This is a genomic window from Xanthomonas pisi DSM 18956, assembly GCF_001010415.1.
Classification (GTDB): Bacteria; Pseudomonadota; Gammaproteobacteria; order Xanthomonadales; family Xanthomonadaceae; genus Xanthomonas; species Xanthomonas pisi.
In genome coordinates, this window is the sequence record NZ_JPLE01000051.1 from 1 (window position 1) to 24,597 (window position 24,597).

Sequence of the window (24,597 nt, forward strand, 5' to 3'; positions counted from 1 at the left end):
GTCAACACCTCATTTCGAGGTGGTTGACGCTGCTTCGTTTCGACCCGAAGGTTTTCTGCGAAGCGAGCCGGCCATATTAGCAGGCTTTTCATCCTCGTCAACCCCTCGCGAAGAGGAAGTTGCCGCCGCTGCACCTCAATCCGCCGTAGCGTCTTTCCGTGTAGCGAGCCGCCCATCATAGCCGGCTTTTTCGTTTCGTCAACACCTTAATTTCAAGGAGTTTTCGAACCCTTTCGCTCTGGTTCCGCGTTTGCGGAGTCCGTTGCGTCGGGGGAGGCGAACTATATGCCCGCGAAAGGATTTTGGGAAGCTTTTTGTGAAAAAAATTTCACGACGTTGCCAAATGCTTGCGTTGGCACTCACTTGGTCTCGCAGGACATGCACGCAGACCGACCCGGCTGCTGCAGCGCTCTATATAGAGCGTCACAACAGCGAGCCGGCGTTGCCTCTATGCAGCAGCAGCCAAGACTCAACCAGTGATCAGCAACACACGGGCGAAATTGCGTCTGCCGACCTGGATGACTGCCTCGAATCCTGGAGCGAACACGCGGCCGGCATCCTCGATCACCTCTCCGTCGATCTTGACTGCGCGCTCCTTGAGCTTGCGATTGGCTTCCGAATTGCTCGGCGTGAGCCCGGCAGCGGTCAGAAGATTTGCAATCCGCAGTCCTTCCACCGGGACCACGACCTCCTGCAGCGGCAACAGACTGGTGTCGCCCTGCCCCGTCACCACGGCGTGCCAGCCGGCGATGGCCTGTTCGGCGGTCGCCGCATCGTGGAAACGCGTCGTCAGTTCGCGGGCCAGGCGTAATTTGACATCGCGCGGATGTAGCTCACCGGAGGCGACCTGCTCTTTCAGGCGAGCCGCTTCGGCCACGCCGATGTCGAAGGACAACAGATCGATCCAGCGCCAGGTCAGCTCGTCGCCGATCTTCATGGTCTTGGTGACGATGTCGATGGCCGGCTCGTTGATGCCGATGTAGTTGCCCAGCGACTTGGACATCTTGGCAACGCCGTCCAGACCTTCCAGCAGCGGCATGGTCAGCACGACCTGCGGTGCCTGGCCGTAATGCTCCTGCAGGCCACGGCCCATCAACAGGTTGAATTTCTGATCGGTGCCGCCCAGCTCGACGTCGGCCTTCAAGGCCACCGAGTCGTAACCCTGCACCAATGGATAGAGGAACTCGTGAATGGCGATCGGCTGCTGGCCGGCAAAGCGCTTGGCGAAATCGTCGCGTTCGAGCATGCGCGCCACGGTGTGCTGGGCGGACAGCTTGATCATGTCGGCAGCGTTCATCTGGCCGAACCACTCGGAGTTGAAACGCACCTCGGTGCGCTCGCGATCCAGGATCTTGAAAACCTGCTCTTCGTAGGTGCGGGCATTGGCCAGCACATCGTCGCGACTGAGCGGCTTGCGGGTGGCGTTCTTGCCGCTGGGATCGCCGATCATGCCGGTGAAGTCGCCGATCAGGAAGATGACCTGGTGACCCAGCTCCTGAAACTGCCGCATCTTGTTGAGCAACACGGTGTGGCCCAGGTGCAGGTCCGGCGCCGTGGGGTCGAAACCGGCCTTCACCCGCAGCGGCACACCCGACTTCAGGCGAGCCTCGAGCTGATCGAGCTTGAGAATCTCGTCGGCGCCACGGCCGATGAGAGCGAGGGATTCTTCAATAGTGGCCAACCACGGACTCCAGCGGCATTTGCCGTCAACAACGTGAATGATGTTAAACGCGGGTTAATTCCGCGCCAAGTGAAAATAATGAACAGGCTCAATGGTTTGACGCGCTGTTACAGGCTGTCTATGGTACCGGCGATTGGGCTCGCACTTCGAGCCAGCGAGGAAATCCAACGATGCAGAACTCAGAGCAGGGCCGTGCACGCAAGCGGCGCTTCCAAGAACGCCTCCACGTCCTCCACGACACTGCACTGCATCGCAAGCTCAAGCAGCATCTGCCGGCCGCGTTCAACGACCGCTGGACGCGCCGTCACTGGATCCACGCCAGCCTGTTCGCGACCATCGGCGCGATGGTCGCGACGATCGTGCCAGGCTTTTCCAACGCCATAGACACCCCGCTCTCCAGCCATTCCACTCTGGCGTTGCCGTTGCCGCCACTGGTACCCAGCCGCAAGCAGTTGGCGCCGAGCACGGAGTGGGAAATCCTGCAGGTCAAGTCGGGGCAGACGCTGAGCACGTTGTTCGGGGAGTTGGGAATCCCGACCGCGGTGATGTATCAGGTGCTGGCGCATCCTGGCACCAAGGAGGCGTTGACCAAGCTGCGTCCGGGGACCGAGATTGCGTTCGACATGCCGACGCCCGGTGAGTTGCGGGCACTGCGCTTCGATCGCGACGACAGTCATCGGGTGGAATTGCGCCTGTTGGGCGACAGCGTGCGCGAGAAGGTGACCGAGCGCGCGACGACCACGCGCACCGTGGTGGCCAGCGGTGAAATCAGCAGTTCGCTGTACGCATCGGCCGGCAAGTCGGGACTGTCGCCGGCCGCGGTGGCAATCATGACCGACGAGATCTTCAAGTACGACATCGACTTCGACAAGGATCTGCAGCCGGGCGACCGCTTCAGCGTGGTGATGGACGAAACCTGGCGCGAGGGCGAGCGGATCAGCACCGGCGACATCCTGGCGGCGACCTTCACCACCGGTGGGAAGACCTATACCGGATTCCGCTTCGAACGCGCCGGCAAGCCGGCCGAGTACTACGACATCACCGGCCGGCCGTTGAAGAAGAGCTTCATCCGCATGCCGGTGGCGTATAGCCGCATCAGCTCCACCTTCGGGGCACGCAAGCATCCGGTACTGGGCACGATGCGCATGCATAAAGGCGTGGATTACGCGGCCGCATCGGGCACGCCGATCATGGCGGCCGGCGATGCGCGGGTGGTGTTTGTCGGCACCCAGCGCGGCTACGGCAATGTGGTGATCCTGGATCACGGCAAGAACTACAGCACGCTGTATGGCCACATGTCGCGCTTCGGCAAGATCAAGGCCGGGCAGCGCATCAATCAGGGCACGGTGATCGGCTATGTCGGCATGACCGGCCTGGCGACCGGCCCGCATCTGCACTACGAATTCCGCGTCGCCGGGCAGCAGCGCAACCCGATGTCGGTGACGATGCCGCCGCCGGAGCCGCTGCGAGGCGCCGAGTTGGCGGCCTTCCGTGCACAGACTGCGCCGGCCATGGCACGCATCGAAGGCATGGAAAAGATGATCTATGCCGATGCCGGCAAGACTGCCAAGAGCAAGCCCCGCGGTTGAGGGCGACGGCGGGCGCGGATCGCCTTGATCCGCGGGGTGCCGCGCCTGGCGAATGCAGGTGCGCCAGGGTGCGGGAGTTCGCTTGAGATGCCAGGCGCTCGTGGCAGTGACCGTGGAGAGCACGACTCTCCGCACCCTCCACGTCAGCAAACTGTTGCATCAGCGCGAAGCGGTGCAGACGCAAGGCGACGCATCCGGAGCAGCCAACAGTACTGCTCTGCAGCCATCATGCAGAGCGCTGCCGGTGCTCGGTGCGGCATGGACACTGGTTCGCTAGGTTCTGCGGGCGCCGTCCACACACAGCTGAGGCCTGCCGGTGACGCTTTGCCGGCCGCACTGAAATAGTCGCGCGGATCCCAGGCGAGTGACGGCCTCGGTTTGTTGAGGGGCGCCGTCCTTTCGGCCAGATCCATCGGCGGCCAGTTGACGGCCCCGCCCAGGCTGCACAAGCTGCATGACCGCTGCGCATCTGGCTCTGGCATGACCGTTCTGGAACACGAAAACTCCCCGCTCTATCTGGGCCTGATGTCGGGCACCAGCGCCGATGGCATCGATGCCGCGCTGGTCCGTTTTGCCGATGACAGCCACCGACGCTGCGAACTGGTTGCAGGCATGACGGTACCGTGGGCACCGCAGCTGCGCGAGAGGTTGGTTGCGCTGGGCCAGGGCGCCGAGACCATCGCCATCGATGCGTTGGGCCAACTGGATGCGCAGGTGGGGCTGGCTTTTGCGGCTGCGGCCAATCAATTGATCGATACCAGTGGCATCGCGCGACAGCGCATCCGCGCGATCGGCTCGCACGGGCAGACCATTCGCCACCGGCCGACCGCTGACCCGGCGTTTACTTGGCAGATCGGCGATGCGAGCCGGATTGCCGAGCACACCGGGATCACCACGGCAGCGGACTTCCGCCGCCGCGATGTGGCAGCCGGAGGTCAGGGAGCGCCGCTGATGCCGGCGTTTCATCTGGCGATGCTGGGGGCCGGCGATGAAGACCGCGCCGTGCTCAATCTGGGCGGGATCGGCAACCTGACCTTGATTCCGCGCGATGGCACGGTGCTGGGCTTCGACACCGGCCCGGCCAATGCGCTGCTCGATAGCTGGTGCCTGCAACATCGCGGTACGGCATTCGACGCTGAGGGTGCGTTTGCTGCGAGCGGGCGGGTCGATTCCGAGCTGCTGCAGGCATTGCTGGACGACCCCTGGTTTGCGTTGGCGCCGCCCAAGAGCACTGGCCGCGAATACTTCCATCTGGCCTGGGTGCTGCAGGCGATGGGCAGCACACCGCTGCGGGCCGCCGATGTGCAGGCGACCTTGCTCGAACTCACCGCGGCCAGCGTGGCCGAGGCCTTGTTGCGCCTGCAGCCGCAGACCCGCCGCGTGCTGGTGTGCGGAGGCGGCGTACGCAATCCGGTGCTGATGGCTCGTCTGGCGGCGCGCCTGCCAGGCGTGGTGGTGGAATCCAGCGCGCGATACGGGTTGGACCCGGATTATCTCGAGGCGATGGGGTTTGCCTGGCTGGCGGCCGAACTGCTCGCCGGGCGCCCGGCAAATCTGCCTTCGGTCACCGGGGCGGCGGGGCCGCGGCTGCTGGGGGCGATCTATCCGGCGTGAATCGCCGCATGGCCCCGCGCTGGCGCCACGTGCCAGGTCGCCCAGGCAACCTGAGGCGCTGGTTCTCAGCTAGCCGGCCGCCATCGCGCCGGACTACCCGGCGAGTGATGCATCGTCGGTCATGAATGGCCACTGCATGCATCACGCCTGGCCTGGCCTGCGCAACTGGATGCATCGATCGAGCTGAGGCTTGACGACGAACGCCTTGCGCGACGCGCAGGTTGAAAGCTTGGCCGCTTGAGAGCGGCTAACACGACGACTGCGCTCACCGCCAGGCTTGCTGGGCAGGGCCGGCAAGCCTCGGCATAGCGCTCACAGGCCCCGATTCCGGGCGCGCTTCCCACACCGACCCGACCACTCTTCGCTCTGTCCTGTCGGCGGCTCTAAGGCGTATTGCCTGCCGGCAATGCCTTGAGCGCGGCGATGGCTTCGGCCAGGGCATCGACCTCCGGGTGCTGCAGCCCGCCGGTCACTTCGTATTCGCTGGCGAACAGGCCCTGTTCGAGCAGATGCATGACGGTCTGGTGCTGGGTCCAGCCGCGTGCGACGGAAATGCGGCGGATGCGGTCTACCAGCAGCGGATCGATATCACGCAACACCAGATCGGTCATGCCCTTCCTCGTGCGATGGATTGCCCCGCAGGCATCATCGGCAACCTGGACGGACGTTTCAATCCGGACGCCGGTCGTGCGCAAGCAAGCGCGGCCATAGCCAGGCCAGCAGTGCCAGGGTGGGAATCACCGTGAGCGCACTGAGGATGAAAAATGTGCTGTACGAGGTGGCCTGGACCAGAAACCCGGACACGCCGCCGGCGAACTTGCCCGGCAGATTGGCCAGCGAGACCAGCAAGGCGTATTGGGTGGCAGTGAAGTTACGGTCGGTCAGCGACGACATGAAGGCCACCAGCACGGTAGCGGCAAATCCCTGGAACAGGTTATCGGCACTGAGCGCGGCATAGAACGCCCACAGCTTGCCCGGGTTGTGCGCCATCAGCAGGAAGGCCAGGTTGGACAGCGCCACTCCCAGCGCGGCCACAAGCAACATGCGGCGGAAGCCGAACGCGGCCACTGCGGCGCCGCCGGCGAAGGCACCGGCAATGCCGATCCAGACACCAAACAGTTTGGAGACAGTGGCAATGTCGGCCTTGGTGTAGCCGGAGTCCAGATAGAAAGGGCCAGCCATCACGCCGATCACCTGGTCCGGAAACTTGTAGAGGCCGACAAACAGCAGCAACACGATCCCCAACGCCAGTCCATTGCTGGAAAAGAAACTGGAAATTGGCTGCCAGAACGCACCGGCAACATCGACGCGGCGTACCACGGTCGCTTCGGGGCGGTCAGGCTCGCGGCATACCAAGGTGGTGATGATCGGCAGCACCATCAATGCCGACATGCCCAGATAGGCCCAGGTCCAGCCAAGGTATTCGGCCATGTACAGCGCACCCGCGCCGCCCAGGATCAGGCCGACGCGATACCCCAGCGTATAGGTCGCCGCCAGTGCGGCCTGTGCCGTCTCCGGGGCGATTTCGATGCGATAGGCATCCACGACCGAATCCTGGGTGGCGCCCCAGAACGAAGCGAACAGCACCCAGCTCACCAGCCCGGTCACGCTCAGGTCCGGCCGTGAAAACGCCAACGCGACCAGGCCGATGGTGACGCCGATCTGCGCGACCAACAGCCAGGACCGGCGACGGCCCAGGAAGGCGGTCAGCGGAAACGCGTAGCGGTCGATCAGCGGCGCCCACAGGAACTTGAGCAGGTAGAAAAAACTGGCCAGGCTGATCAGGCCGATGCTGCCCAGGTCCAGGCCGACGTCGCGGAGCCGGGTCGACAGGGTCTGCGAGGCAATCAGCAGAAATGGCAGACCGCTGCCAAACCCCAGCAGCGCCATCGTCGCCGCCGACGGCGTGGCAAATGCCTGCTGGATACCGCGCAGCCCTTTGTATCCTGATGCAGGCTTGGTCATGCGTGCAGCCGGTGGAAGCGATTGGCGAACGATCCGGCCGGTGGATTGTCATCGACCGTCGCGCAGGCTGAGCTGCCGGAAGCGAACAGGCCGGTCCAGCGAGGCTGGGCAATGCCGGCGTTGCCCAGCCCGCTGCAGCCATATGTCGCCCACCTGCCGATCTTCGTCGCAGCCACGTCTTCATTGGTTGCAGGGGCCGAACGCATCGCCCGAACGTCCTTGCCCGGCACCGCGTTAGCCGGCTGCAGGCGATGACTCACAACGCGTAATCCACGATGTACGGCGCATGGTCGGAGAAGCGCTGCTCGCGGTAGATCGCGCAGGCCTGCAGCGCGTCGCGCAGACCCGGGGTGACCAGCTGGTAGTCGATGCGCCAACCGACATTGTTGGCGCGCGCGGCGCCGCGATTGCTCCACCAGGTGTAGTCCTCGCCCTGCGGATGCAGGACGCGGTAGCTGTCGACCCAGCCACGGCCATCGGCAGCGCTGGCGTCGCTTGCGGCGTCGGCGCACAGGCCATTGAGCCAATCGCGCTCGGGCGGCAGGCAGCCGGAATTCTTCTGGTTGGATTTCCAGTTCTTGATGTCCAGCGCCGAGCGCACGATGTTCCAGTCGCCGCACAGCACGTACTGGCGGCCGCTGGCCAGCCACTCGTCCAGGATCGGCCGCAGCCATTCCATCACCTGGAACTTGTAGCCTTGGCGCAGCTCGCCGGAGGAGCCGGAGGGAATATAGAAGGACACCACGCTGAGGTTTCCAAAACGCGCTTCGATGTAGCGGCCTTCTTCGTCGAACTCCGGCCAGCCCAGCGCGGTGCGCACTTCGTCGGGCGCCTGTTTGGCGTAGATCGCCACGCCGCTGTAGCCCTTCTTGGTGCTGGCGTCGCGAAACCAGGCCTTGTAGCCGGCAGGCAGGAACTCCGGGCCGGCCAGCTGATGTTCCTGCGCCTTGGTCTCCTGGATACACAGCACGTCCGCGTCCTGGGTGGCGAACCAATCGAAGAAGCCTTTGCTGGCGGCCGAGCGCAGGCCGTTGGCGTTGAAACTGATGATGCGCATGAATGAAGAGCCGGGATTCGGGAATGGGGATTGGAGATTCGTGAAAGCGTACCGCATCAGCGGATGCCGCAAGGCGCGACCGGCTATGCTTTCCAATCCCGAATCCCCACTCCCCAATCTCGTCACCATGACCGACCACCGCACCCGCTTCCTGCAGCTGGCCCTGGGCGCCGATGCCCTGCGCTTTGGCGAGTTCACGCTCAAGTCCGGGCGGCTCAGCCCGTATTTTTTCAATGCCGGGCGCTTCGATTCCGGGGTCAAGACCGCGCAGCTGGCGCAATGCTATGCCGATGCGATCGATGCGGCCGGGGTGGACTTCGACCTGCTGTTCGGCCCTGCCTACAAGGGCATTCCGCTGGCGACCGCGCTGGCCTGCGCCTATGCCGGGCGAGGACGCGATCTGCCGCTGGCGTTCAACCGCAAGGAGGCCAAGGACCATGGCGAGGGTGGCAGCCTGATCGGTGCGCCGCTGGCCGGGCGCAAGGTCCTGATCGTCGATGACGTGATCACCGCCGGCACTGCGATCCGCGAGGCACTGGGCATCATCCGTGGCGCCGGCGGCATCCCGTCCGGGATCGTGGTGGCGCTGGACCGGCAGGAGATCGCCTCCGAGCAGGACCGCCGCTCGGCCGCGCAAGCGGTGGCGGCCGAGGCCGGCATCCCGGTGATCGCGGTGGCCAACCTCGCCGACCTGCTTGCTTTTGCGGCAGGAAACGCCGACCTTGTCGACTACCGGGAACCGCTGCTGGCCTATCGTGGCCGCTACGGAACCGACACCACAGGCTGACGGCAGGCGACAGGGGGCTGCGATGATGCCGAAACACCAACGTTTGGCGTTACTCGCCGCCGTGACGGCCGCTGTCATGGCCGTGCCGGTCGGCGCGCAGGACAAACCTGCCGCCAAGAAGTTGTACTGCTGGAACCAGAACGGCGCCCGGGTGTGCAGCGACACGCTGCCACCGGAGGCGGTGAATCAGGCGCGCGACGAGTTCAACGTCAAGAGCGGCATGCGCAGCGCCGAGGTGCAGCGCGCGTTGAGCAGCGACGAGCGTGCTGCGGCCGCGGCCAATGAACAACAACGCCAGGCCGACCTGGCCGCCGAGCAGATGCGCCAGCGCACCGACCAGGCCATGCTGATGTCGTACCAGAGCGAAGACGACCTGCGCCGGGTGTTCAACGAGCGCATCGCCATCGTGGACAACAACATCCACACCGCGCGCTTCAATGTGACCAGCCTGCGCGAAGGCCTGGCCAGCATGTTGCGCGCCGCCGGCGACCGCGAGCTGGCCGGCCAGGCCGTGGCCGACAAGCTGGCCGGCGACATCCAGCTACGCCATCGCGAACTGATGGCGCAGTTGCGACTGCAGACCAGCTTCGAGCAGCAGCGCACCGCGCTGGATGGCGAGATCGCCGATATCCTGCAGCGCTACCGCGCCATGAAGGAACCGCCCGGCGGCGCCTCGCCCGCCGGCTGAACCGCACGGGCGTCATTCCCGCTCGCCCGATGCGCCGCTGCGGGCGGCATTTCCCGATCCGACGCCCTGCCCGCATAATGGCCGGTCTTACTCCTTGCCCACGAGGCTCTCCCGCATGGCCCGGATCATCGCCATTGCCAACCAGAAAGGCGGCGTCGGCAAGACCACGACCGCAGTCAATCTGGCGGCCGGCCTGGCGCGCGCGCCCAAGCGTGTGCTGCTGGTGGATCTGGACTCGCAGGGCAACGCCACCATGGGCAGCGGCATCGACAAGCGCGATGTGGCTGCCTCCACCTGCGACCTGCTGCTGGGCGAAAACACTGCCGCCGAGATTCGGGTGACCGCACCGGAGGGCTTCGACCTGCTGCCGGGCAACATCGATCTGACCGCTGCCGAGATCCAGTTGATGGACCAGGGCGAGCGCGAGCAGCGGCTCAAGCGCGCGCTGGCGCCGATCCGCGACGAGTACGACTTCATCCTGATCGACTGCCCGCCGGCGCTGTCGCTGCTGACGCTCAATGCGCTGACCGCCGCCGACTCGATCATCGTGCCGATGCAGTGCGAGTACTACGCGCTGGAAGGGCTGACCGCGCTGCTGGAGACGATCGAAGCGCTGCGCGCCAACCTCAACCCGGCGCTGGAAATCGAAGGCGTGCTACGCACCATGTTCGACATCCGCAACAACCTGGCCAATGCGGTGTCGGCGGAGCTGACCGAGCATTTCGGCGACAAGGTGTTCCGCACCATCGTGCCGCGCAACGTGCGCCTGGCCGAGGCGCCCAGCCACGGCCAGAGCATCGTCGGGTATGACCGCACCTCGCGCGGTGGCGTGGCGTACCTGGGGCTGGCCGGCGAGATCGTGCGCCGCCAGAACGACCGCAACAAGGCCGTCCGGCCCGTGGAGACCGTCTGATGAGCAAGCCGCCCCTGGCAAAGAAACGCGGCCTGGGCCGTGGCCTGGAAGCGCTGTTGGGACCGAAGGGCGCAGCAGCGGCAGCGGCACCTGAGGCAACCAGCGAGGACGCGCTGCAGCCGGGCGATACCCTGCGCCAGTTGCCGGTGGACCAATTGCAGCCGGGCAAGTATCAGCCGCGCCGCGAAATGGACGAGGTCAAGCTGGCCGAGCTGGCGGAGTCGATCAAGGCACAGGGCGTGATCCAGCCGATCGTGGCGCGCGCGCTGGCGCCGGGGCAGTTCGAGATCGTGGCCGGCGAACGCCGCTGGCGCGCCTCGCAGCTGGCCGGGCTGACCGAGGTGCCGGTGGTGGTGCGCGAGCTGGACGACCGCACCGTCATCGCGATGGCGCTGATCGAGAACATCCAGCGCGAAGACCTCAACCCGCTGGAAGAAGCGCAGGCGCTGCAGCGGTTGATCGACGAATTTTCGCTGACCCATGCCGAGGCCGCCGAAGCGGTGGGCCGCTCGCGTGCATCGGTGTCCAACCTGCTGCGCCTGCTGGAACTGCCGGTGGCGATCCGGGTGCTGCTGGAAACCCGCCGCCTGGAAATGGGCCATGCGCGTGCGCTGCTCACCCTGGCACCGGAGCTGGCCAGCAAGCTGGCACAGGAAGCGGCCGACCAGGGTTGGTCGGTGCGCGAGGTCGAACATCGCGCACAGCAGTTCGCCGCCGGCAAGGTGCCGGGCTCGCTGCGCAAGGGCAAGCCGGTGACCGCTGCGCCGCAAGCCGATATCGCCTCGCTGCAGACCGAGCTGTCCGAATCGCTGGGCACCAAGGTGGTGTTCAACCATGGCCGCGGCGGCAAGGGCAAGCTGGTGATCCATTACACCGACCTGGATACCCTGGAAGGCGTGCTGGAACGCTTGCGCACCCGCAAGGGGTGATGCAGCCAGCGCAGGAGGATCAGCGATGCATCCCGCCAAAGTGGACCGCGCGCACCTGCTGCGCCTGACCGACTTGCCCAACGTCGGGCCGGCCTGCGAAAAGGATCTGCAGCGGATCGGCATCCGCATGCCGGCGCAGCTGCATGGCCGCGATGCCTACGACATGTACGCACAGCTCTGCCTGTGCACCGGCGTCACCCACGACCCGTGCGTGATCGATGTCTTCCTGTCGCTGGTGCGTTTCATGCAAGGCGAGCCGGCGCGCAACTGGTGGGATTTCAGCGCCGAGCGCAAGGCAACGCTGGCAGCCGAGCGCGTAGGGCCGCCTGCAACCGCACCGCAGCCGGCGCGCCGTGTCGTCCATCCCGGCGCCGGCAGCGACGGCAAACGCCGCTCATGAGCCACGCTGGCGATACGATGTCTTCGGAGCAATGGCGTTGAAGCTGAGCCAGGGCAGCGATGCACTGCTGGAGCGCTTCGATGCCGGCAACATTCGGGACGGCATTGACCTGCGCCGCCGCAACGTGGCGACCAAGCGCTCTTCTGGCTGTTTTGAGCCCTGCTTCCCCACCTCCCTCTGACGTTTTCAGGACCACTGCCATGACCATCCTCGTCACCGGCGCCGCAGGTTTCATCGGCGCCTATACCTGCCGCGCACTGGCTGCGCGCGGCGAGGCCGTGGTGGGCCTGGACAACTACAACAGCTACTACGACCCGCAGCTCAAGCGCGACCGGGTGGCGGCGTTGTGCCCGCAGATCGACATCCGCACGCTGGATCTGACCGACCGCGATGGCCTGGCGGCGCTGTTCGACGAGATCCAGCCCACCCGCGTGGTGCATCTGGCCGCGCAAGCCGGTGTGCGTTATTCGCTGGAAAACCCGGCTGCCTATGTCGACAGCAATCTGGTCGGCTTCGTCAACATGCTCGAGCTATGCCGGCACCGCGGCGTGCAGCACCTGGTGTATGCGTCCAGCAGTTCGGTCTACGGCGATTCGGCCACCCCGCCGTTTTCCGAGGACCAGCGGGTGGACCAGCCGCGTTCGTTGTACGCAGCCACCAAGGCGGCCAACGAATTGATGGGCTACACCTATGCGCAGCTGTACGGCCTGCGCACCACCGGGCTGCGCTTTTTTACCGTGTACGGCCCGTGGGGCCGGCCGGACATGGCGCCGCTGATCTTCAGCCGCGCGGTGCTGGCCGGTCGCCCGATCGAGGTGTTCAACCACGGCAGGATGCAGCGCGACTTCACCTTCGTGGCCGACATCGTGGCCGGCGTGCTGGGCGCGCTGGACACGCCCAGCGCCGAGGCGATTCCGCACCGGGTGTTCAATCTGGGCAACCACACCCCGGTGGAACTGGAATATTTCATCGACGTGATCGCCCAGGCCGCAGGCCGCCCGGCCGAGAAGGTCTACCGGCCGATGCAACCGGGCGACATGATCCGCACCATGGCCGACACGCAGCGCGCGCAGGCCGCGTTCGGCTTCGATCCGGCCACGCCGGTGGAGCGCGGCCTGCCACAGGTGGTGGACTGGTGCCGCAGCTATTTCGGCGAGCGCGCCTGAGCCTCGCCGCCGCAGTGCCTGCAGGCCACGCGGCGGCTTGCCGTGTTCGTCTCCTGCGATGTCGCCGATGTTCGGCCAACGCGGGCCTGCCCCGGTCGATCGCCGCTGCTGATCGGATGCGCCCCTCGCTACAGGCGGCTTTACCATCGCTCCACTGCACATAACGCGCGTCGGCTTCATGCCTGGCTCAGACGCTCAGGGCACAATGCGCGATCTTTTTCGCACAGCCATCATCGGGCCACCACGAATCCATGAGCCAACCTCAGCTTTCCGTCGTCGTCCCGGTGTTCAACGAGCGCGATAACGTCGCCGCGCTGGTCGGCGAAATCGTCGCCGCCTTGCGCGGGCTGGTGGCGTTCGAGATCGTCTATGTCGACGACCATTCGCGCGACGACACCCTGGCGGTGCTGCAAGGTCTGAAGACCACCACACCGGAACTGCGGGTGCTGCATCACGTCACCCAGAGCGGGCAGAGCACGGCGGTGCGCAGCGGAGTGAAGGCCGCGCGCGCAAGCTGGATCGCCACGCTCGATGGCGATGGCCAGAACGATCCGGCCGACATTCCCAAACTGCTGATCGCGCGCAGCCAGGCCGACGCGCAGGTCAAGTTGTTCGCCGGCTGGCGCGTCAACCGGCAGGATTCCGGGTCCAAGCGCTGGGCCAGCAAATGGGCCAATGCGATCCGCTCGCGCATGCTGCAGGACAACACGCCCGACACCGGTTGCGGCATCAAGTTGTTCGAGCGCGAGGCGTTTTTGGATCTGCCCTATTTCGACCACATGCACCGCTACCTGCCGGCACTGATGCAGCGCGCCGGATGGCGCACGGTGAGCGTGCCGGTCAACCACCGCCATCGCACCGCCGGCGTGTCCAAGTACAACAATCTCAATCGCGCGTTGGTGGGCATCCGCGACTTGCGCGGGGTGGCGTGGCTGATCACCCGCAGCAAGCGCACTGCGGTGGAGGAACGTTGATGGAAACGAGCCTGCTGGATCAGCAACTGACCTGGCTGTACTGGACCGGCATCCATGTCACCGGCTGGAAGTTGATCGGCTATGTGGGCGCGTTGATGTTCGGCGGGCGCTGGCTGGTGCAGTTCGTCGCCTCCAAGCGCGCCGGCAAGCCGGTGATTCCGCGGCTGTTCTGGTACATGAGCGTGGTCGGCAGCCTGATGACGCTGAGCTACTTCGTGTTCTCGGCCAAGCAGGATTCGGTCGGCGTGCTGCAGAACCTGTTCCCGGCGTTTACCGCGTTCTACAGCCTGTATCTGGATGTGAAGCATCGCGGCTGGAAGCGGGACCGGGCGGAGCATTGAGCGGGGATTGGGGATTGGGGATTCGTAAGTGCGGCACGGCTGATCCAGGTCTCGAGCCTTTGACGTGATGCGGGCTTCGTCACTGAGCCGATGGGGCACGCTGCATCGGCTCTGCTTTGTGGTGGATAACGTCAAGGCCCGATAGCTGGGGGTCAACGCGTTTTTTCGTACGTCGCGATGCGCTGGCTACCGACCTGGAATGAGGCCCGTGGCCGATGCCGCGGCTGTTTGCTCATCGGCATGCTGTGCCTATGTCCAGCGTGCTCCTCCATCGTCCGTTGTCCGGGTTGGCACCGCTTGCGGCGCATTGGCACCTGCGGCTGTACACGCATCAGCAGGTGCCGTTGTTTGCCGACTGGCGTTGCGCGCGGGCGGCAGCGGCCAGCCTTGCGGCGGTCGGCCATTGGCAGGGTGCGCAGCTACTGTGCTGGGTGCTGCTGCCGGACAGTTGGTGTGCGCTGTTGCAGGCACCGGGCAAGGCTGCGCTGCTGCAACTGGCTGCGGTCGCACGACAGGCGGCTGCCGAGGCGGTCAATCGTGCGCGCGGCCGTGGCGGGATAGTGTGGCAGCCGCAGATGCAGGCGTCGGCGCTTGCGCCGACTGAGGACCATCGACAGTTCGCGCGCGCGCTGGTGGCGTTGCCATTACGCGCAGGGCTGGCTGCGCAGATCGGCGAGTATCCGTACTGGGATGCGGTCTGGCTGCTGCAAGACCACGCCGCGCACGGCGCCGCGATTGCAGTGCCGGTTGGTGGTCCACGCATGCCGGGTCCGGGAGACAGATGACCGTGATCGCGTGCATTCGTCCGGCTCGAGCCGGAAAGACTGACGCGCGTCTTCGCCTATCAGCCTTGCGGGATATCTGTGCGAGCGACGTCCGCCTGATCAACGTTGACGTCGAGCGGCGTCTGCTTGGGCGCGTCTGACGTCGGTCGCCTGGGTCGGTCAGGGCGGGCTGCGGTGATCGCCGACATCTGCCGGCGCCGAGCACGGCGTGATCGGCCACTGCGGCGCCACGACCCGCCCTGCCGGCATGCCGGCAGAGCAGTCGCCCGTGACGCACCGGCCGGTCAAAATTCCAGTGGATGGTCCGGCAGCAGGGCCTGCAACTGGCTGCGGAACAACCCGCGAATCCGCTGCAGTGCGTCTTCGGTGTCGGCTTCGAAACGCAGCACCAGGATCGGCGTGGTGTTGGACGCACGCACCAGGCCCCAGCCATCGACAAAATCCGCGCGCAGGCCGTCGATCGTCGACAGGCGCGCCGATTCGAACGGCGACTCGTCCCCGGCCTGGGCACGCTCGACAAAGCGCGCCACCAGCGCATGCGCATCGCCCTCCACCGGCACCTTGATCTCCGGCGTGGACACGCTTTCCGGCAAGGCATCCAGCACCTCGGACGGGGTTTCCTCGCGCTGGGCCAGGATTTCCAGCAGGCGCGCAGCGGCATAGATGCCGTCGTCGAAGCCGTACCAGCGTTCCTTGAAGAAAAAATGCCCGCTCATCTCGCCAGCCAGCTCGGCATCGGTTTCGCGCATCTTGGATTTGATCAGCGAATGCCCGGTCTTCCACATCAGCGGGCTGCCGCCGTTACGCAGCACGTAGTCCGACAGCTTGCCGGTGCATTTGACGTCGTAGATGACCAATGCGCCCGGATTGCGCTGCAGCACATCGGCGGCAAACAGCATCAGCAGGCGGTCGGGGAACACCATCGTGCCTTCCTTGGTCACCACGCCCAGGCGATCGGCGTCGCCATCGAAGGCCACGCCGATATCGGCATCGAAGCGTTGCACCATCCTCACCAGATCGGCGAGGTTGTGCGGCTCGCTCGGGTCGGGGTGATGGTTGGGGAAGGTACCGTCGATATCGCAATACAGCGGCACGACCTCGGCGCCGATCGCCTCCAGCAGACGCGGCGCGATCTCGCCGGCCACGCCGTTGCCGGCGTCCACCACCACCTTGATCGGGCGGTCCAGCTGCACGTCGTCGGCGATGCGCTGGATGTAGGCATCGCTGATGTCGCGCTGTTCCAGCTCGCCCGGCGTGGCGGCGGTATGCAGGCGGCCTTCGTTGATGCGCTGGTGCAGCTCGGCGATCGCGGTGCCGGACAGCGTCTCGCCGCCGATCACGATCTTGAAGCCGTTGTAGTCCGGCGGGTTATGGCTGCCGGTCACCGCCACGCAGCTGCCGGCGCGCAGTTCATAGGCACCGAAATACACCACCGGCGTCGGCGCCAGTCCAATGTCGGTCACGTTGCAGCCGGCACGCCGCAGGCCTTCGATCAGGCCGTTGGTCAGCTCCGGCCCGGACAGACGTCCGTCGCGCCCCACCACCACATCGCGCAGCCCCTGTGCCTGCATCACGCTGCCGATGGCCTGGCCGATCAGTGCGGCAACGCCGGGATTGAGCTCTTTGCCGACCACGCCGCGGATGTCGTAGGCGCGGAACATCTCGGTGGCGATCTGCACCACCGGGACCACCGGTGGCGAAGCAGGCGCTGTCGGCTCATCCAGCGCGCGCGCTTCGTTGGCAAGGCTGGCGTCGTGCTGCAGGCTTTGGCTGAAGGTCGGCTCGTCGGTGGCCGCATCGCCGGCAACGCGCCGGCGCGGCAGCGCCACCCGGCCGCGGCTGGCAAGCACCAGCAACACCGCGATGATGGCGAGCAAGCCGGCCACGATGGCGCACCCGAGCGCCCCCAGACCCAGCGGGCCGCTGTCGCTCTGCGGGACCGCAGCGGCCACCCGCAGGCCACTGCTGCCGAGCGGTTTTGCCAGTGTTTCGGCGGCATCGGCCAGGCCCGCATCGCCCTGCTGGGCCACGTTGTAGCTGCCCTGGCGCAACGCCAGATAGGCGCTGCCCGGCACCGCGATCGCATCCAGCGGGCCGGTCAGGCGCAGCAGCGGCAACCGTGCATAGGCCACCGCAGGCTGCGCGCCCAGGCGCACCGCAGCGGCCACACCCAGCCGCACCTGTTTGGCATCGCGCACCACGTGCACCTGCGCACGTTCGGCCACCAGCGCCGATTCGAGCAGGCTCAGCCGCGCGTAGCCGAAGTCCTTGGGATTGGCGTAGGCGGCGGCCAGATCGCCGGGCAATACCTGCACATCCTCGGCGCCCTTGAAGCGCTCGCGGATCGCCGAGGCGGCCGCCAGCGCGTCACCACTGGCCAATGCACTGGCGACCGGCGGCTGCTTGAGCACGGCGTCGAGCTCGGTCGCCTGTGCAGCCATCGCCTTGCCGACGTCCTGCACGGCACGGTCGCGCGCCTGTTCCAGGTCCTGGGAGATCGCATCCTCACGCCACTGCGCGTAGCTGTTCCAGCCGAACCAGGCGGCCAGCAGCAACAACACGCCCCCCAACACCGGACCACTCGTACGCACGCCCGACATCCCCTGCCTGCGCTCGTTCGCCTTGCTCATCGTCAAGCTCCCCCGTCAGCGCACGCCGGTGTGGCCGAATCCACCCGCTCCCCGCGCGCTGTCCACGAAAGTATCCACCACTTGCAAGCCCACGCGCACGATCGGAAGGATCACCAATTGCGCAATCCGGTCGCCCGGCTCGATGGTGAAGGGCTCTCGACCGCGATTCCAGGTGCTGATCAGCAGCGGGCCCTGGTAATCGGCATCGATCAGTCCGGTTCCGTTGCCGAGCACGATGCCGTGGCGATGGCCCAGCCCGGAGCGCGGCAGGATCACCGCGCATACCTGCGGGTCGGCCAGATGGATCGCGATGCCGCTGGGGATCAACGCCGCGTCGCCCGGCTCCAGCGTCATCGGCGCTTCCAGTGCCGCGCGCAGGTCCATGCCGGCACTGGCCTCGGTGGCATAGGCCGGTAGCGGCCACAGATCGCCGAAGCGCGGGTCGAGCAACTTCACCTGCAAGGAGTGGGTCGGGTGGCTCATGCCTGCAATCTCTCCGCGATCAGGGCCAGCAGTTGGTCGGCCAGTTCGGTCTTGCTGCTGGTGGGAAATGCGCGCTCGCCGCCCTGCCAATACGCGGTGGCGGCATTGTTGTCGCTTTCGAAACCGCCGCCGGCGATCCCGACCTGGTTGGCGATGATCAGATCCAGCCGCTTGGCCGCCAGCTTGCCACGCGCGTAATGCTCCACGTCGTGCGTTTCGGCCGCAAAACCGACCACCAGCTTGAGCGCGCCGGTCTGCGCGGCGACCTCGGACAGGATGTCCGGGGTGCGCACCAGTTCCAGGGTCAGCGTTTCGCCGGTCTTCTTGATCTTCTGTGCGACCACCCGCTTGGGCGTGTAGTCGGCGACCGCCGCCGCGCCGATGTAGATGTCGGCCGGGAACGCACCCAGCACCGCATCGCGCATCTGCGCAGCCGAGCGCACGTCGATGCGCTGCACGCCGACCGGCGTGGTCTGGTGCACCGGCCCGCTGACCAGCACCACCTCGGCGCCCTGACGCGCGGCGGCGGCGGCCAGTGCGTAGCCCATCTTGCCGCTGCTGCGGTTGCCGACGTAGCGCACCGGGTCCAGGTCTTCGAAGGTGGGGCCGGCGCTGATGACGATGCGCAGGCCGTCCAGTTCGGCGCTGCTGGGCACGAAGGCCGGCGCAGCAAGGGTTGCAGACGCAGCGGCAGCGGCAGCGTCAGCGGTGCCGGCCAGCGCGGCAATGATGGCCGCCGGCTCGGCCAGGCGGCCGGGTCCGGATTCGCCTTCGGCAAGCGGGCCGTCGTCGGGGCCGACCACTGCCACTCCGCGCGCGCGCAGGGTCGCCATGTTGGCCTGGGTGGCCGGGTGCAGCCACATGCGGTGGTTCATGGCCGGGGCCACGGTCAGCGGCGCGGTCGTGGCCAGGCACAGCGTGCTGACCAGGTCGTCGGCCAGCCCGTGCGCCAGGCGCGCGAGCAGATCGGCGGTGGCCGGCGCCACGATCACCCGGTCGGCCCAGCGGGCCAGTTCGATATGCCCCATCGCCTGCTCGGCGGCGCTGTCCCACAGCGTGGTGCGGGTCGGTTGCCCGGACAGCGCCTGGAAGCTCAGCGGGGTGACGAACTGTTGCGCGCCGCTGGTCATGGCGACCTGCACCTGTGCGCCGGCGTCGCGCAGGCGACGGACCAGTTCGAGCGATTTGTAAGCGGCAATGCCTCCGCCGACGCACAGCAGCAAACGCTGTCCGTCCAGGGGGCGGGCCTGAGTGGAGCCGATCACGTCGGAGTCGTCCTACGGTTACAAGGACAACTAGATTAGCCGATGCCCCCGTCTGGCCTGATGGGCGTGCGCGATAAGCATCGGCAATCTCGCCATATGCACATACACGACTGGCCCACCAACGAGCGCCCGCGCGAGAAACTTCTGGCGCGCGGAGCCGCTGCCCTCTCCGACGCGGAGCTGCTGGCGATCTTCGTCGGCTCCGGGCTGCGCGGCCAGGATGCGGTACAGACCGCGCGCGATCTGCTGCATCGCCACGGCCCCTTGCGCCTGTTGCTGGATCGCCCGGCCAAGGCCCTGTCGCGCCTGCCCGGCCTGGGCCCGGCCTCGGCGTGCAAGCTCAGCGCCGCGATGGAGCTGGCGCATCGCCACCTGATGAGCGAACTGGAGCGTGGCCAGGCCCTGAGCGACCCGCCCAGCGTGGGTCGCTATTTCTCGCAGCGGTTGCGCGCGCGGGCCTACGAAGTGTTCGCGGTGCTGTTTCTGGACAACCGCCATCGCGCAATCGCCTTTGAGGAACTGTTCACCGGCACCATCGACGGCGCAGACATCCATCCACGCGAAGTGATACGGCGGGCGCTGCTGCACAACGCCGCCGCGGTAATCGTCGGGCACAACCATCCGTCCGGCAATCCGGAGCCGTCCGAGGCCGACCGCGCGGTCACCCGGCGCCTGCTGCAGGGCCTGGACCTGGTGGACATCCGCCTGCTCGACCATTTCGTCATCGGCGATGGCCGCCCCGTCTCGCTGGCCGAGCGCGGCTGGCTGGAATGAGTCCGCCGCGCCGACCTGAACCATCGGCCGGACCGTGTGCCGCGCGGTCGGGTAAAATCGCTGGTTTGGTTCCAAGCAGATCCCACGTGAAAGCCCTACTCCGCGCACTGATCGGCCAAGGCATCGAAGCCTTGCGCGCCAACGGCACCCTGCCCGCCGACACCCTGCCGCCGGATTTTGTGGTCGAGCGACCCAAGACACGCGAACACGGCGACTTCGCCACCAATGCCGCGATGCTGCTGGCCAAGCCCGCGCGCAGCAATCCGCGCGCCCTGGCGCAGGCGCTGGTGGCCGCATTGCCGGCCAGCGAGGACGTGGCCAAGGTGGAGATCGCCGGGCCCGGCTTCATCAATTTCCATCTGGCGCCCACCGCGTATCAGCGCGAGGTGGCCCATGTGATCAAGCAGGGCAACGACTACGGTCGCGGTCTGGCCGGCAACGGCCGCTCGGTCGGCGTGGAATACGTCTCGGCCAACCCCACCGGCCCGCTGCACGTTGGTCACGGCCGCGCCGCGGCGATCGGCGACAGCCTGGCGCGCGTGCTCGATGCCAATGGCTGGAACGTCAAGCGCGAGTTCTATTACAACGATGCCGGCGTGCAGATCGAGAACCTGGCGCTGTCGGTGCAGGCGCGCGCGCAGGGGCTCACCCCCGACAGCGACGGCTGGCCGGAGAACGGCTACCGCGGCGACTACATCGCCGATGTGGCCGCGGCCTATCTGGCCGGCGATACCGTGGACCTGGAAGGCCACCTGGTCTCCGGCACCAAGGACCCGGCCGACCTCGAATCGATCCGCCGCTTTGCGGTGGCGTACCTGCGCAACGAGCAGAACCACGACCTGGCTGCATTCCGGGTCGACTTCGATATCTACTTCCTGGAAAGCTCGCTGTACAAGGACGGCAAGGTCGAAGAAGCGGTGCAGAAGCTGATCGCCTCCGGCCATACCTACGAGGAAGGCGGCGCGTTGTGGCTGAAGTCCACCGACTTCGGCGACGACAAGGACCGCGTGATGCGCAAGTCCGACGGCACCTACACCTACTTCGTGCCGGATGTGGCCTATCACCTGACCAAGTGGCAGCGCGGCTACGAGCGCGCGATCACCGAACTGGGCGCCGACCACCACGGCTCGCTGACGCGCGTGCGCGCCGGCCTGCAGGCGCTGGAGCTGGGCATCCCGCAGGGCTGGCCGGAATACGTGCTGCACCAGATGGTCACGGTGATGCGTGGCGGCGAGGAAGTGAAGCTGTCCAAGCGTGCCGGCAGCTACGTCACCCTGCGCGATCTGATCGAGGAAACCAGCGCCGATGCGGTGCGTTGGTTCCTGATCGCGCGCAAGCCCGATTCGCAGCTCACCTTCGACATCGATCTGGCGCGCGCGCAGAGCAACGACAACCCGGTGTTCTACGTGCAGTACGCGCATGCACGGGTATGCAGCGTGTTGCGCCAGGCACAGGAAAAGGGCTTCAAGTACGAGCAGGCCAACGGTCTTGCGCAGCTCGCCCGGCTGGACGACGAGCATTCGCTCAACGTGATGCTGGAGCTGTCGCGCTATACGGAAGTGGTGGAAATCGCCGGCCAGGCACTGGAGCCGTACCAGATCGCGCAGTACCTGCGTGAATTGGCGCATGCCTTCCACACGTGGTATCACAACACCAAGCTGTTGGTGGACGATGCCGCAGAGCGCGACGCCAAACTCACCCTTGCCGTCGCGACCCAGCAGGTGCTCGCCAACGGCCTGGAATTGCTCGGCGTCAGCGCCCCGGAAAAGATGTAGTCACTGAAAGCAACCGGGCAGGCGTGGAGCGCGCGCCTGCCTGCTCGGTCAGCGGCGGTCTCCATCGCCCCGCGCGTGCGTTGCGCCGCCCAAGGCAGACGCAGCGGATGCGATCGCCGCACCAAGCCGGGCGCACCGCCCGCAACGACATGATTCGGAGAAGTGGTAGATGGCAGCACGACGCGGTAAGAGCCAGGCACGACGCAACACCAGCAATGGCACGCCCGGTTGGGTGTGGTTGGTGGCGGGCGCCGCGATTGCGGCGGGGATCTTCCTGGCCGCCCCCAACCTGTTCAAGAAGGATGGCGACGGCTTCCTCCGTGTCGGCCCCCGCGCCAATCCGGACGCGCAGCCCGAACCGGTGGCCGATGCCGACACCGACACGCCGGCCGAGTTGCCCAAGCCCAGCGCGCCCCTGCCAAAGCCGCAGCCCAAGCCGGGCGATGCGCAGACCCAGTACGACTTCTACACCTTGCTGCCCGGCAAGGAAGTGCAGATGTCCGATGCCGAACTGGCTGCCAGCGCGCGTGCCGAAGAGGCCGCGCGCGCGCGCGCCGCGTTGGAAGGCAAACCCGTCGCGCCGGCGCCGGGGGCCGCAGCCAGCGTCGCTGCGGCCACGCCAGCGGCCAGCGTGCCGATGCCCCTGAAAGAAACCGCCGCCAGCGCCCCCAAGCCGTTGCCGGAAGCCACCCAGACACGTCCGGCAGCCACGCCGGCACCGGCCAGCACCGCGGCACTCACCACGCCGGCCGCGACGGCTCCAAAGCCAGCGACAGCGGCGGTGGCAGCACCGGCCGCCACCGACAACACCCGTTACATCCTGCAGGCCGGCTCGTTCGGCGCCTCCGGCGACGCCGAGTCGACCAAGGCCAAGCTGGCGATGATGGGCCTGGCCGCGCGCGTGGAATCGGCCGACATCAGCGGCAAGACGGTCTACCGCGTGCGCATGGGGCCGTACGGCACCGCAAGCGAACTGGCCGAAGCCAAGCAGAAGCTCACCGGCAGCGGGTTGCCTGCCATCGCGATCAAGGCCCAGTAAGCGCGGTGATGCGCAGGCTCGCCAGCACGGTACTGGGACTGCTTGGGCTGATCGGCACGGCGCAGGCCACCGAGCAGATTCCCGACCAGATCCAGATCGATGGTCAGCAGGCACTGCTGCTGGCCGAGCCGCTGTCCGGACCGCTGGACGACCCCGCCACCTGGAAGCGCTTCGTGGCGCAGGCGGGCGACGCCCTGGGCAGTTGCAGCGCCAACTGGCGTGGCTACCAGGCGTTCTGGCGCGTCGACGCGCAGCAGCTGGTGCTCGATCGCGTGGTGCTGGGTGCCTGCGCCGAGGCGCCGCCGGAACTGCCGCTGGCGGTGCTGTTCCCCGGCCAGCGCGCGCCGGTCGCGGCGGTGTGGGTGGATGGCGAGGTGATCGCCGCCCTGCCGGCTGCGGAGAACCTACCGTCCGACGCGCCGGCTGGCTATGTGCTGCTGCGGCTGCGCCGAGGGCATGTGATCGCCCGCGAAGCGCTCACTGCAGACATGCTGCGCGCACGTCAGGACGCAGCTGCCCGCCCGGTTCCTGTGCCCTAAGAGCGGCAAACATAACGACTGCGCTCACCGTCAGGCAGGCGCGGCCGATGCCCGGCGCGGTCCGGACCCCTCGTACACTTTGGCCCCGAGCGCGCCGCACCCACCCGACCATCGCTCGCCACGTTTTCAAGCCACTTCAAGCCCCCCCATTCCTGGAGTTCCCATGTCCAAGACCGTCCTGATCACTGGTGCCACCTCCGGATTCGGCAGCGCTGCGGTACGCCGCTTTGCCGCCGCCGGCTGGAAGGTCATCGCCACCGGCCGGCGTGCCGATCGCCTGGACGCACTGGCGGCCGAACTGCCCGCTGGCCAGGTGCATACCGCTGCGTTCGACATGCGCGATGCGCAGGCCCTGTCGGCGGCCATCGACGCGCTGCCGGCCGCATTCGCCGAGATCGATGTGCTGGTCAACAACGCCGGCCTGGCGCTGGGCACCGCGCCCGCGCAGCAGGCCGATCTTGCGCAGTGGCAGCAGATGATCGACACCAATGTCACCGCACTGGTCACCCTCACCCACCGCCTGCTGCCGGCGCTGATCGCACGCCGCGGCGCCATCATCAACATCGCCTCGGTCGCGGCGACCTACCCCTACACCGGCGGCAACGTCTACGGCGGCACCAAGGCGTTCGTGCAGCAGTTTTCGTTGGGCCTGCGCGCAGACCTGCACGGTACCGGCGTGCGCGTGACCTCGATCGAACCGGGCATGGCCGAAACCGAGTTCACCCTGGTGCGCACCGGCGGCAACCAGGCCGCCTCGGACACGCTGTACCGCGGCGCCACCCCGATGACCGCCGAGGACATCGCCGAGCAGATCTTCTACGTCGCCAGCCTGCCGGCGCATCTGAACATCAATCGGCTGGAAATCATGCCGGTGACGCAGTCGTTCGCCGGATTTCAGGTGGCGCGCGACGCGTAGTGAACAAGCGCCGCCGCGTCTGCGATGACGCGTAGTGAGTGAAGATGCGCTGCCGCATCCGTGGTGTGGCAGCGAAGGATCCAGCCCGCGTCGCGCGTGGCGGGCGATCCCCCATCGCCCTGCCGATCTGCTGCAGACACGCACGCGAGACTCGACAGCCGCGCATTGCGCGGCTTTTTTTCGACGATTCCGCAAGCTGCGCTACGCCGACTCGGCCATCCCGCCCGATCGCGCACGACTGCGCAGCAACACACCACGCAGCCGCAGGAAAGGGCGCTCCACGCTGT

The 24,597-nt window shown here is 66.8% G+C and carries 25 protein-coding genes and 1 pseudogene; 18 read left to right on the plus strand and 8 right to left on the minus strand.

All coding sequences use genetic code 11. The features are described 5' to 3' along the window. Positions 1–469 precede the first annotated feature (469 nt). The gene (tyrS, locus tag Y887_RS12595) at positions 470–1,681 is read right to left on the minus strand and encodes a tyrosine--tRNA ligase (protein ID WP_046964665.1); all 1,212 of its coding nucleotides are present in this window, start codon (positions 1,679–1,681) and stop codon (positions 470–472) included. A gap of 170 nt (positions 1,682–1,851) precedes the next feature. Between tyrS and Y887_RS12600 the strand changes: the two genes are divergently transcribed. Continuing rightward, positions 1,852–3,270, plus strand: a complete 1,419-nt coding sequence (locus tag Y887_RS12600; RefSeq protein ID WP_046964666.1) for a M23 family metallopeptidase — start codon at positions 1,852–1,854, stop codon at positions 3,268–3,270. 480 nt (positions 3,271–3,750) lie between these two features. Further along, the gene (locus Y887_RS12605) at positions 3,751–4,884 is read left to right on the plus strand and encodes an anhydro-N-acetylmuramic acid kinase (protein ID WP_046964667.1); all 1,134 of its coding nucleotides are present in this window, start codon (positions 3,751–3,753) and stop codon (positions 4,882–4,884) included. Positions 4,885–5,267: 383 nt separating this feature from the next. On the opposite strand, the gene Y887_RS12610 is transcribed toward Y887_RS12605, so the two are convergent. The 4 genes from Y887_RS12610 to Y887_RS12625 are packed head-to-tail and all read right to left on the minus strand — an operon-like array spanning position 5,268 to position 7,906. After that, positions 5,268–5,495, minus strand: a complete 228-nt coding sequence (locus Y887_RS12610; RefSeq protein WP_029221462.1) for a hypothetical protein — start codon at positions 5,493–5,495, stop codon at positions 5,268–5,270. A 58-nt stretch (positions 5,496–5,553) separates the two neighbouring features. Next, a complete protein-coding gene (locus Y887_RS12615; protein ID WP_046964668.1) occupies positions 5,554–6,849 on the minus strand; it encodes an AmpG family muropeptide MFS transporter in 1,296 nt (431 codons plus the stop codon). Continuing rightward, a complete protein-coding gene (locus Y887_RS12620) occupies positions 6,846–7,109 on the minus strand; it encodes a hypothetical protein (RefSeq protein WP_146093440.1) in 264 nt (87 codons plus the stop codon). The genes Y887_RS12615 and Y887_RS12620 overlap by 4 nt, the downstream gene beginning before the upstream one ends. Next, on the minus strand, positions 7,106–7,906 hold the full coding sequence (locus tag Y887_RS12625; RefSeq protein WP_046964670.1) for an exodeoxyribonuclease III: 801 nt from the start codon (positions 7,904–7,906) through the stop codon (positions 7,106–7,108). Before Y887_RS12625 ends, Y887_RS12620 begins: the two co-directional genes overlap by 4 nt. A 127-nt stretch (positions 7,907–8,033) precedes the next feature. Here Y887_RS12625 and pyrE point away from each other — a divergent pair, with 127 nt between their 5' ends. The 10 genes and pseudogenes from pyrE (at position 8,034) to Y887_RS12670 (ending at position 14,889) form a co-directional block, all read left to right on the plus strand. Continuing rightward, positions 8,034–8,693, plus strand: a complete 660-nt coding sequence (pyrE, locus tag Y887_RS12630) for an orotate phosphoribosyltransferase (protein ID WP_046964671.1) — start codon at positions 8,034–8,036, stop codon at positions 8,691–8,693. A 22-nt stretch (positions 8,694–8,715) separates the two neighbouring features. Next, positions 8,716–9,381, plus strand: a complete 666-nt coding sequence (locus Y887_RS12635) for a hypothetical protein (protein ID WP_084726026.1) — start codon at positions 8,716–8,718, stop codon at positions 9,379–9,381. Between the two features lie 115 nt (positions 9,382–9,496). Next, positions 9,497–10,294 (plus strand): ParA family protein, encoded by a 798-nt coding sequence (locus Y887_RS12640; RefSeq protein WP_046964673.1) that lies wholly within the window; start codon positions 9,497–9,499, stop codon positions 10,292–10,294. Then, the gene (locus Y887_RS12645; RefSeq protein ID WP_046964674.1) at positions 10,294–11,223 is read left to right on the plus strand and encodes a ParB/RepB/Spo0J family partition protein; all 930 of its coding nucleotides are present in this window, start codon (positions 10,294–10,296) and stop codon (positions 11,221–11,223) included. The genes Y887_RS12640 and Y887_RS12645 overlap by 1 nt, the downstream gene beginning before the upstream one ends. Positions 11,224–11,248: 25 nt before the next feature. Continuing rightward, positions 11,249–11,536, plus strand: a pseudogene (locus Y887_RS12650) (helix-hairpin-helix domain-containing protein); the annotation flags it as partial. A 118-nt stretch (positions 11,537–11,654) separates the two neighbouring features. After that, positions 11,655–11,804, plus strand: coding sequence for a suppressor of fused domain protein (locus Y887_RS20680; protein ID WP_245879473.1), 150 nt, complete (start codon positions 11,655–11,657; stop codon positions 11,802–11,804). Between the two features lie 19 nt (positions 11,805–11,823). Then, positions 11,824–12,789, plus strand: a complete 966-nt coding sequence (locus Y887_RS12655) for an SDR family NAD(P)-dependent oxidoreductase (RefSeq protein WP_046964676.1) — start codon at positions 11,824–11,826, stop codon at positions 12,787–12,789. A 251-nt stretch (positions 12,790–13,040) separates the two neighbouring features. Next, positions 13,041–13,763, plus strand: coding sequence for a glycosyltransferase family 2 protein (locus tag Y887_RS12660; RefSeq protein WP_046964677.1), 723 nt, complete (start codon positions 13,041–13,043; stop codon positions 13,761–13,763). Next, a complete protein-coding gene (locus Y887_RS12665) occupies positions 13,763–14,104 on the plus strand; it encodes a lipid-A-disaccharide synthase N-terminal domain-containing protein (RefSeq protein ID WP_005995568.1) in 342 nt (113 codons plus the stop codon). The genes Y887_RS12660 and Y887_RS12665 overlap by 1 nt, the downstream gene beginning before the upstream one ends. A 251-nt stretch (positions 14,105–14,355) precedes the next feature. Then, positions 14,356–14,889 (plus strand): hypothetical protein, encoded by a 534-nt coding sequence (locus Y887_RS12670; protein WP_425445641.1) that lies wholly within the window; start codon positions 14,356–14,358, stop codon positions 14,887–14,889. A 284-nt stretch (positions 14,890–15,173) separates the two neighbouring features. Here the strand turns inward: Y887_RS12670 and Y887_RS12675 are convergent, their stop codons facing one another. The 3 genes from Y887_RS12675 to coaBC are packed head-to-tail and all read right to left on the minus strand — an operon-like array spanning position 15,174 to position 19,267. Continuing rightward, complete coding sequence (locus Y887_RS12675) at positions 15,174–17,519, minus strand: phosphomannomutase/phosphoglucomutase (protein WP_046964679.1); 2,346 nt, start codon at positions 17,517–17,519, stop codon at positions 15,174–15,176. 15 nt (positions 17,520–17,534) lie between these two features. After that, entirely contained in the window at positions 17,535–18,002 is a 468-nt protein-coding gene (gene dut, locus Y887_RS12680; protein ID WP_046964680.1) for a dUTP diphosphatase, read from the minus strand. Beyond that, positions 17,999–19,267, minus strand: a complete 1,269-nt coding sequence (gene coaBC / locus Y887_RS12685; protein WP_046964681.1) for a bifunctional phosphopantothenoylcysteine decarboxylase/phosphopantothenate--cysteine ligase CoaBC — start codon at positions 19,265–19,267, stop codon at positions 17,999–18,001. The genes dut and coaBC overlap by 4 nt, the downstream gene beginning before the upstream one ends. Before the next feature lie 96 nt (positions 19,268–19,363). Here coaBC and radC point away from each other — a divergent pair, with 96 nt between their 5' ends. The 6 genes from radC to Y887_RS21100 form a co-directional block, all read left to right on the plus strand. Continuing rightward, positions 19,364–20,041 carry a RadC family protein gene (gene radC, locus Y887_RS12690; RefSeq protein WP_046964682.1) on the plus strand — a complete coding sequence of 226 codons (678 nt, stop codon included), beginning with the start codon at positions 19,364–19,366 and terminating at the stop codon, positions 20,039–20,041. Between the two features lie 86 nt (positions 20,042–20,127). Beyond that, positions 20,128–21,816 (plus strand): arginine--tRNA ligase, encoded by a 1,689-nt coding sequence (argS, locus tag Y887_RS12695; protein WP_046964683.1) that lies wholly within the window; start codon positions 20,128–20,130, stop codon positions 21,814–21,816. A gap of 169 nt (positions 21,817–21,985) precedes the next feature. Further along, positions 21,986–22,855: an SPOR domain-containing protein gene (locus tag Y887_RS12700; protein WP_046964684.1), complete on the plus strand. Its 870-nt coding sequence runs from the start codon at positions 21,986–21,988 to the stop codon at positions 22,853–22,855. Between the two features lie 5 nt (positions 22,856–22,860). Beyond that, complete coding sequence (locus Y887_RS12705) at positions 22,861–23,394, plus strand: hypothetical protein (RefSeq protein WP_046964685.1); 534 nt, start codon at positions 22,861–22,863, stop codon at positions 23,392–23,394. Positions 23,395–23,557: 163 nt separating this feature from the next. Continuing rightward, the gene (locus Y887_RS12710; RefSeq protein ID WP_046964686.1) at positions 23,558–24,310 is read left to right on the plus strand and encodes an SDR family NAD(P)-dependent oxidoreductase; all 753 of its coding nucleotides are present in this window, start codon (positions 23,558–23,560) and stop codon (positions 24,308–24,310) included. 34 nt (positions 24,311–24,344) lie between these two features. Then, positions 24,345–24,597: hypothetical protein (locus tag Y887_RS21100; RefSeq protein WP_211256994.1), on the plus strand; the 253-nt coding region annotated here is incomplete at its 3' end.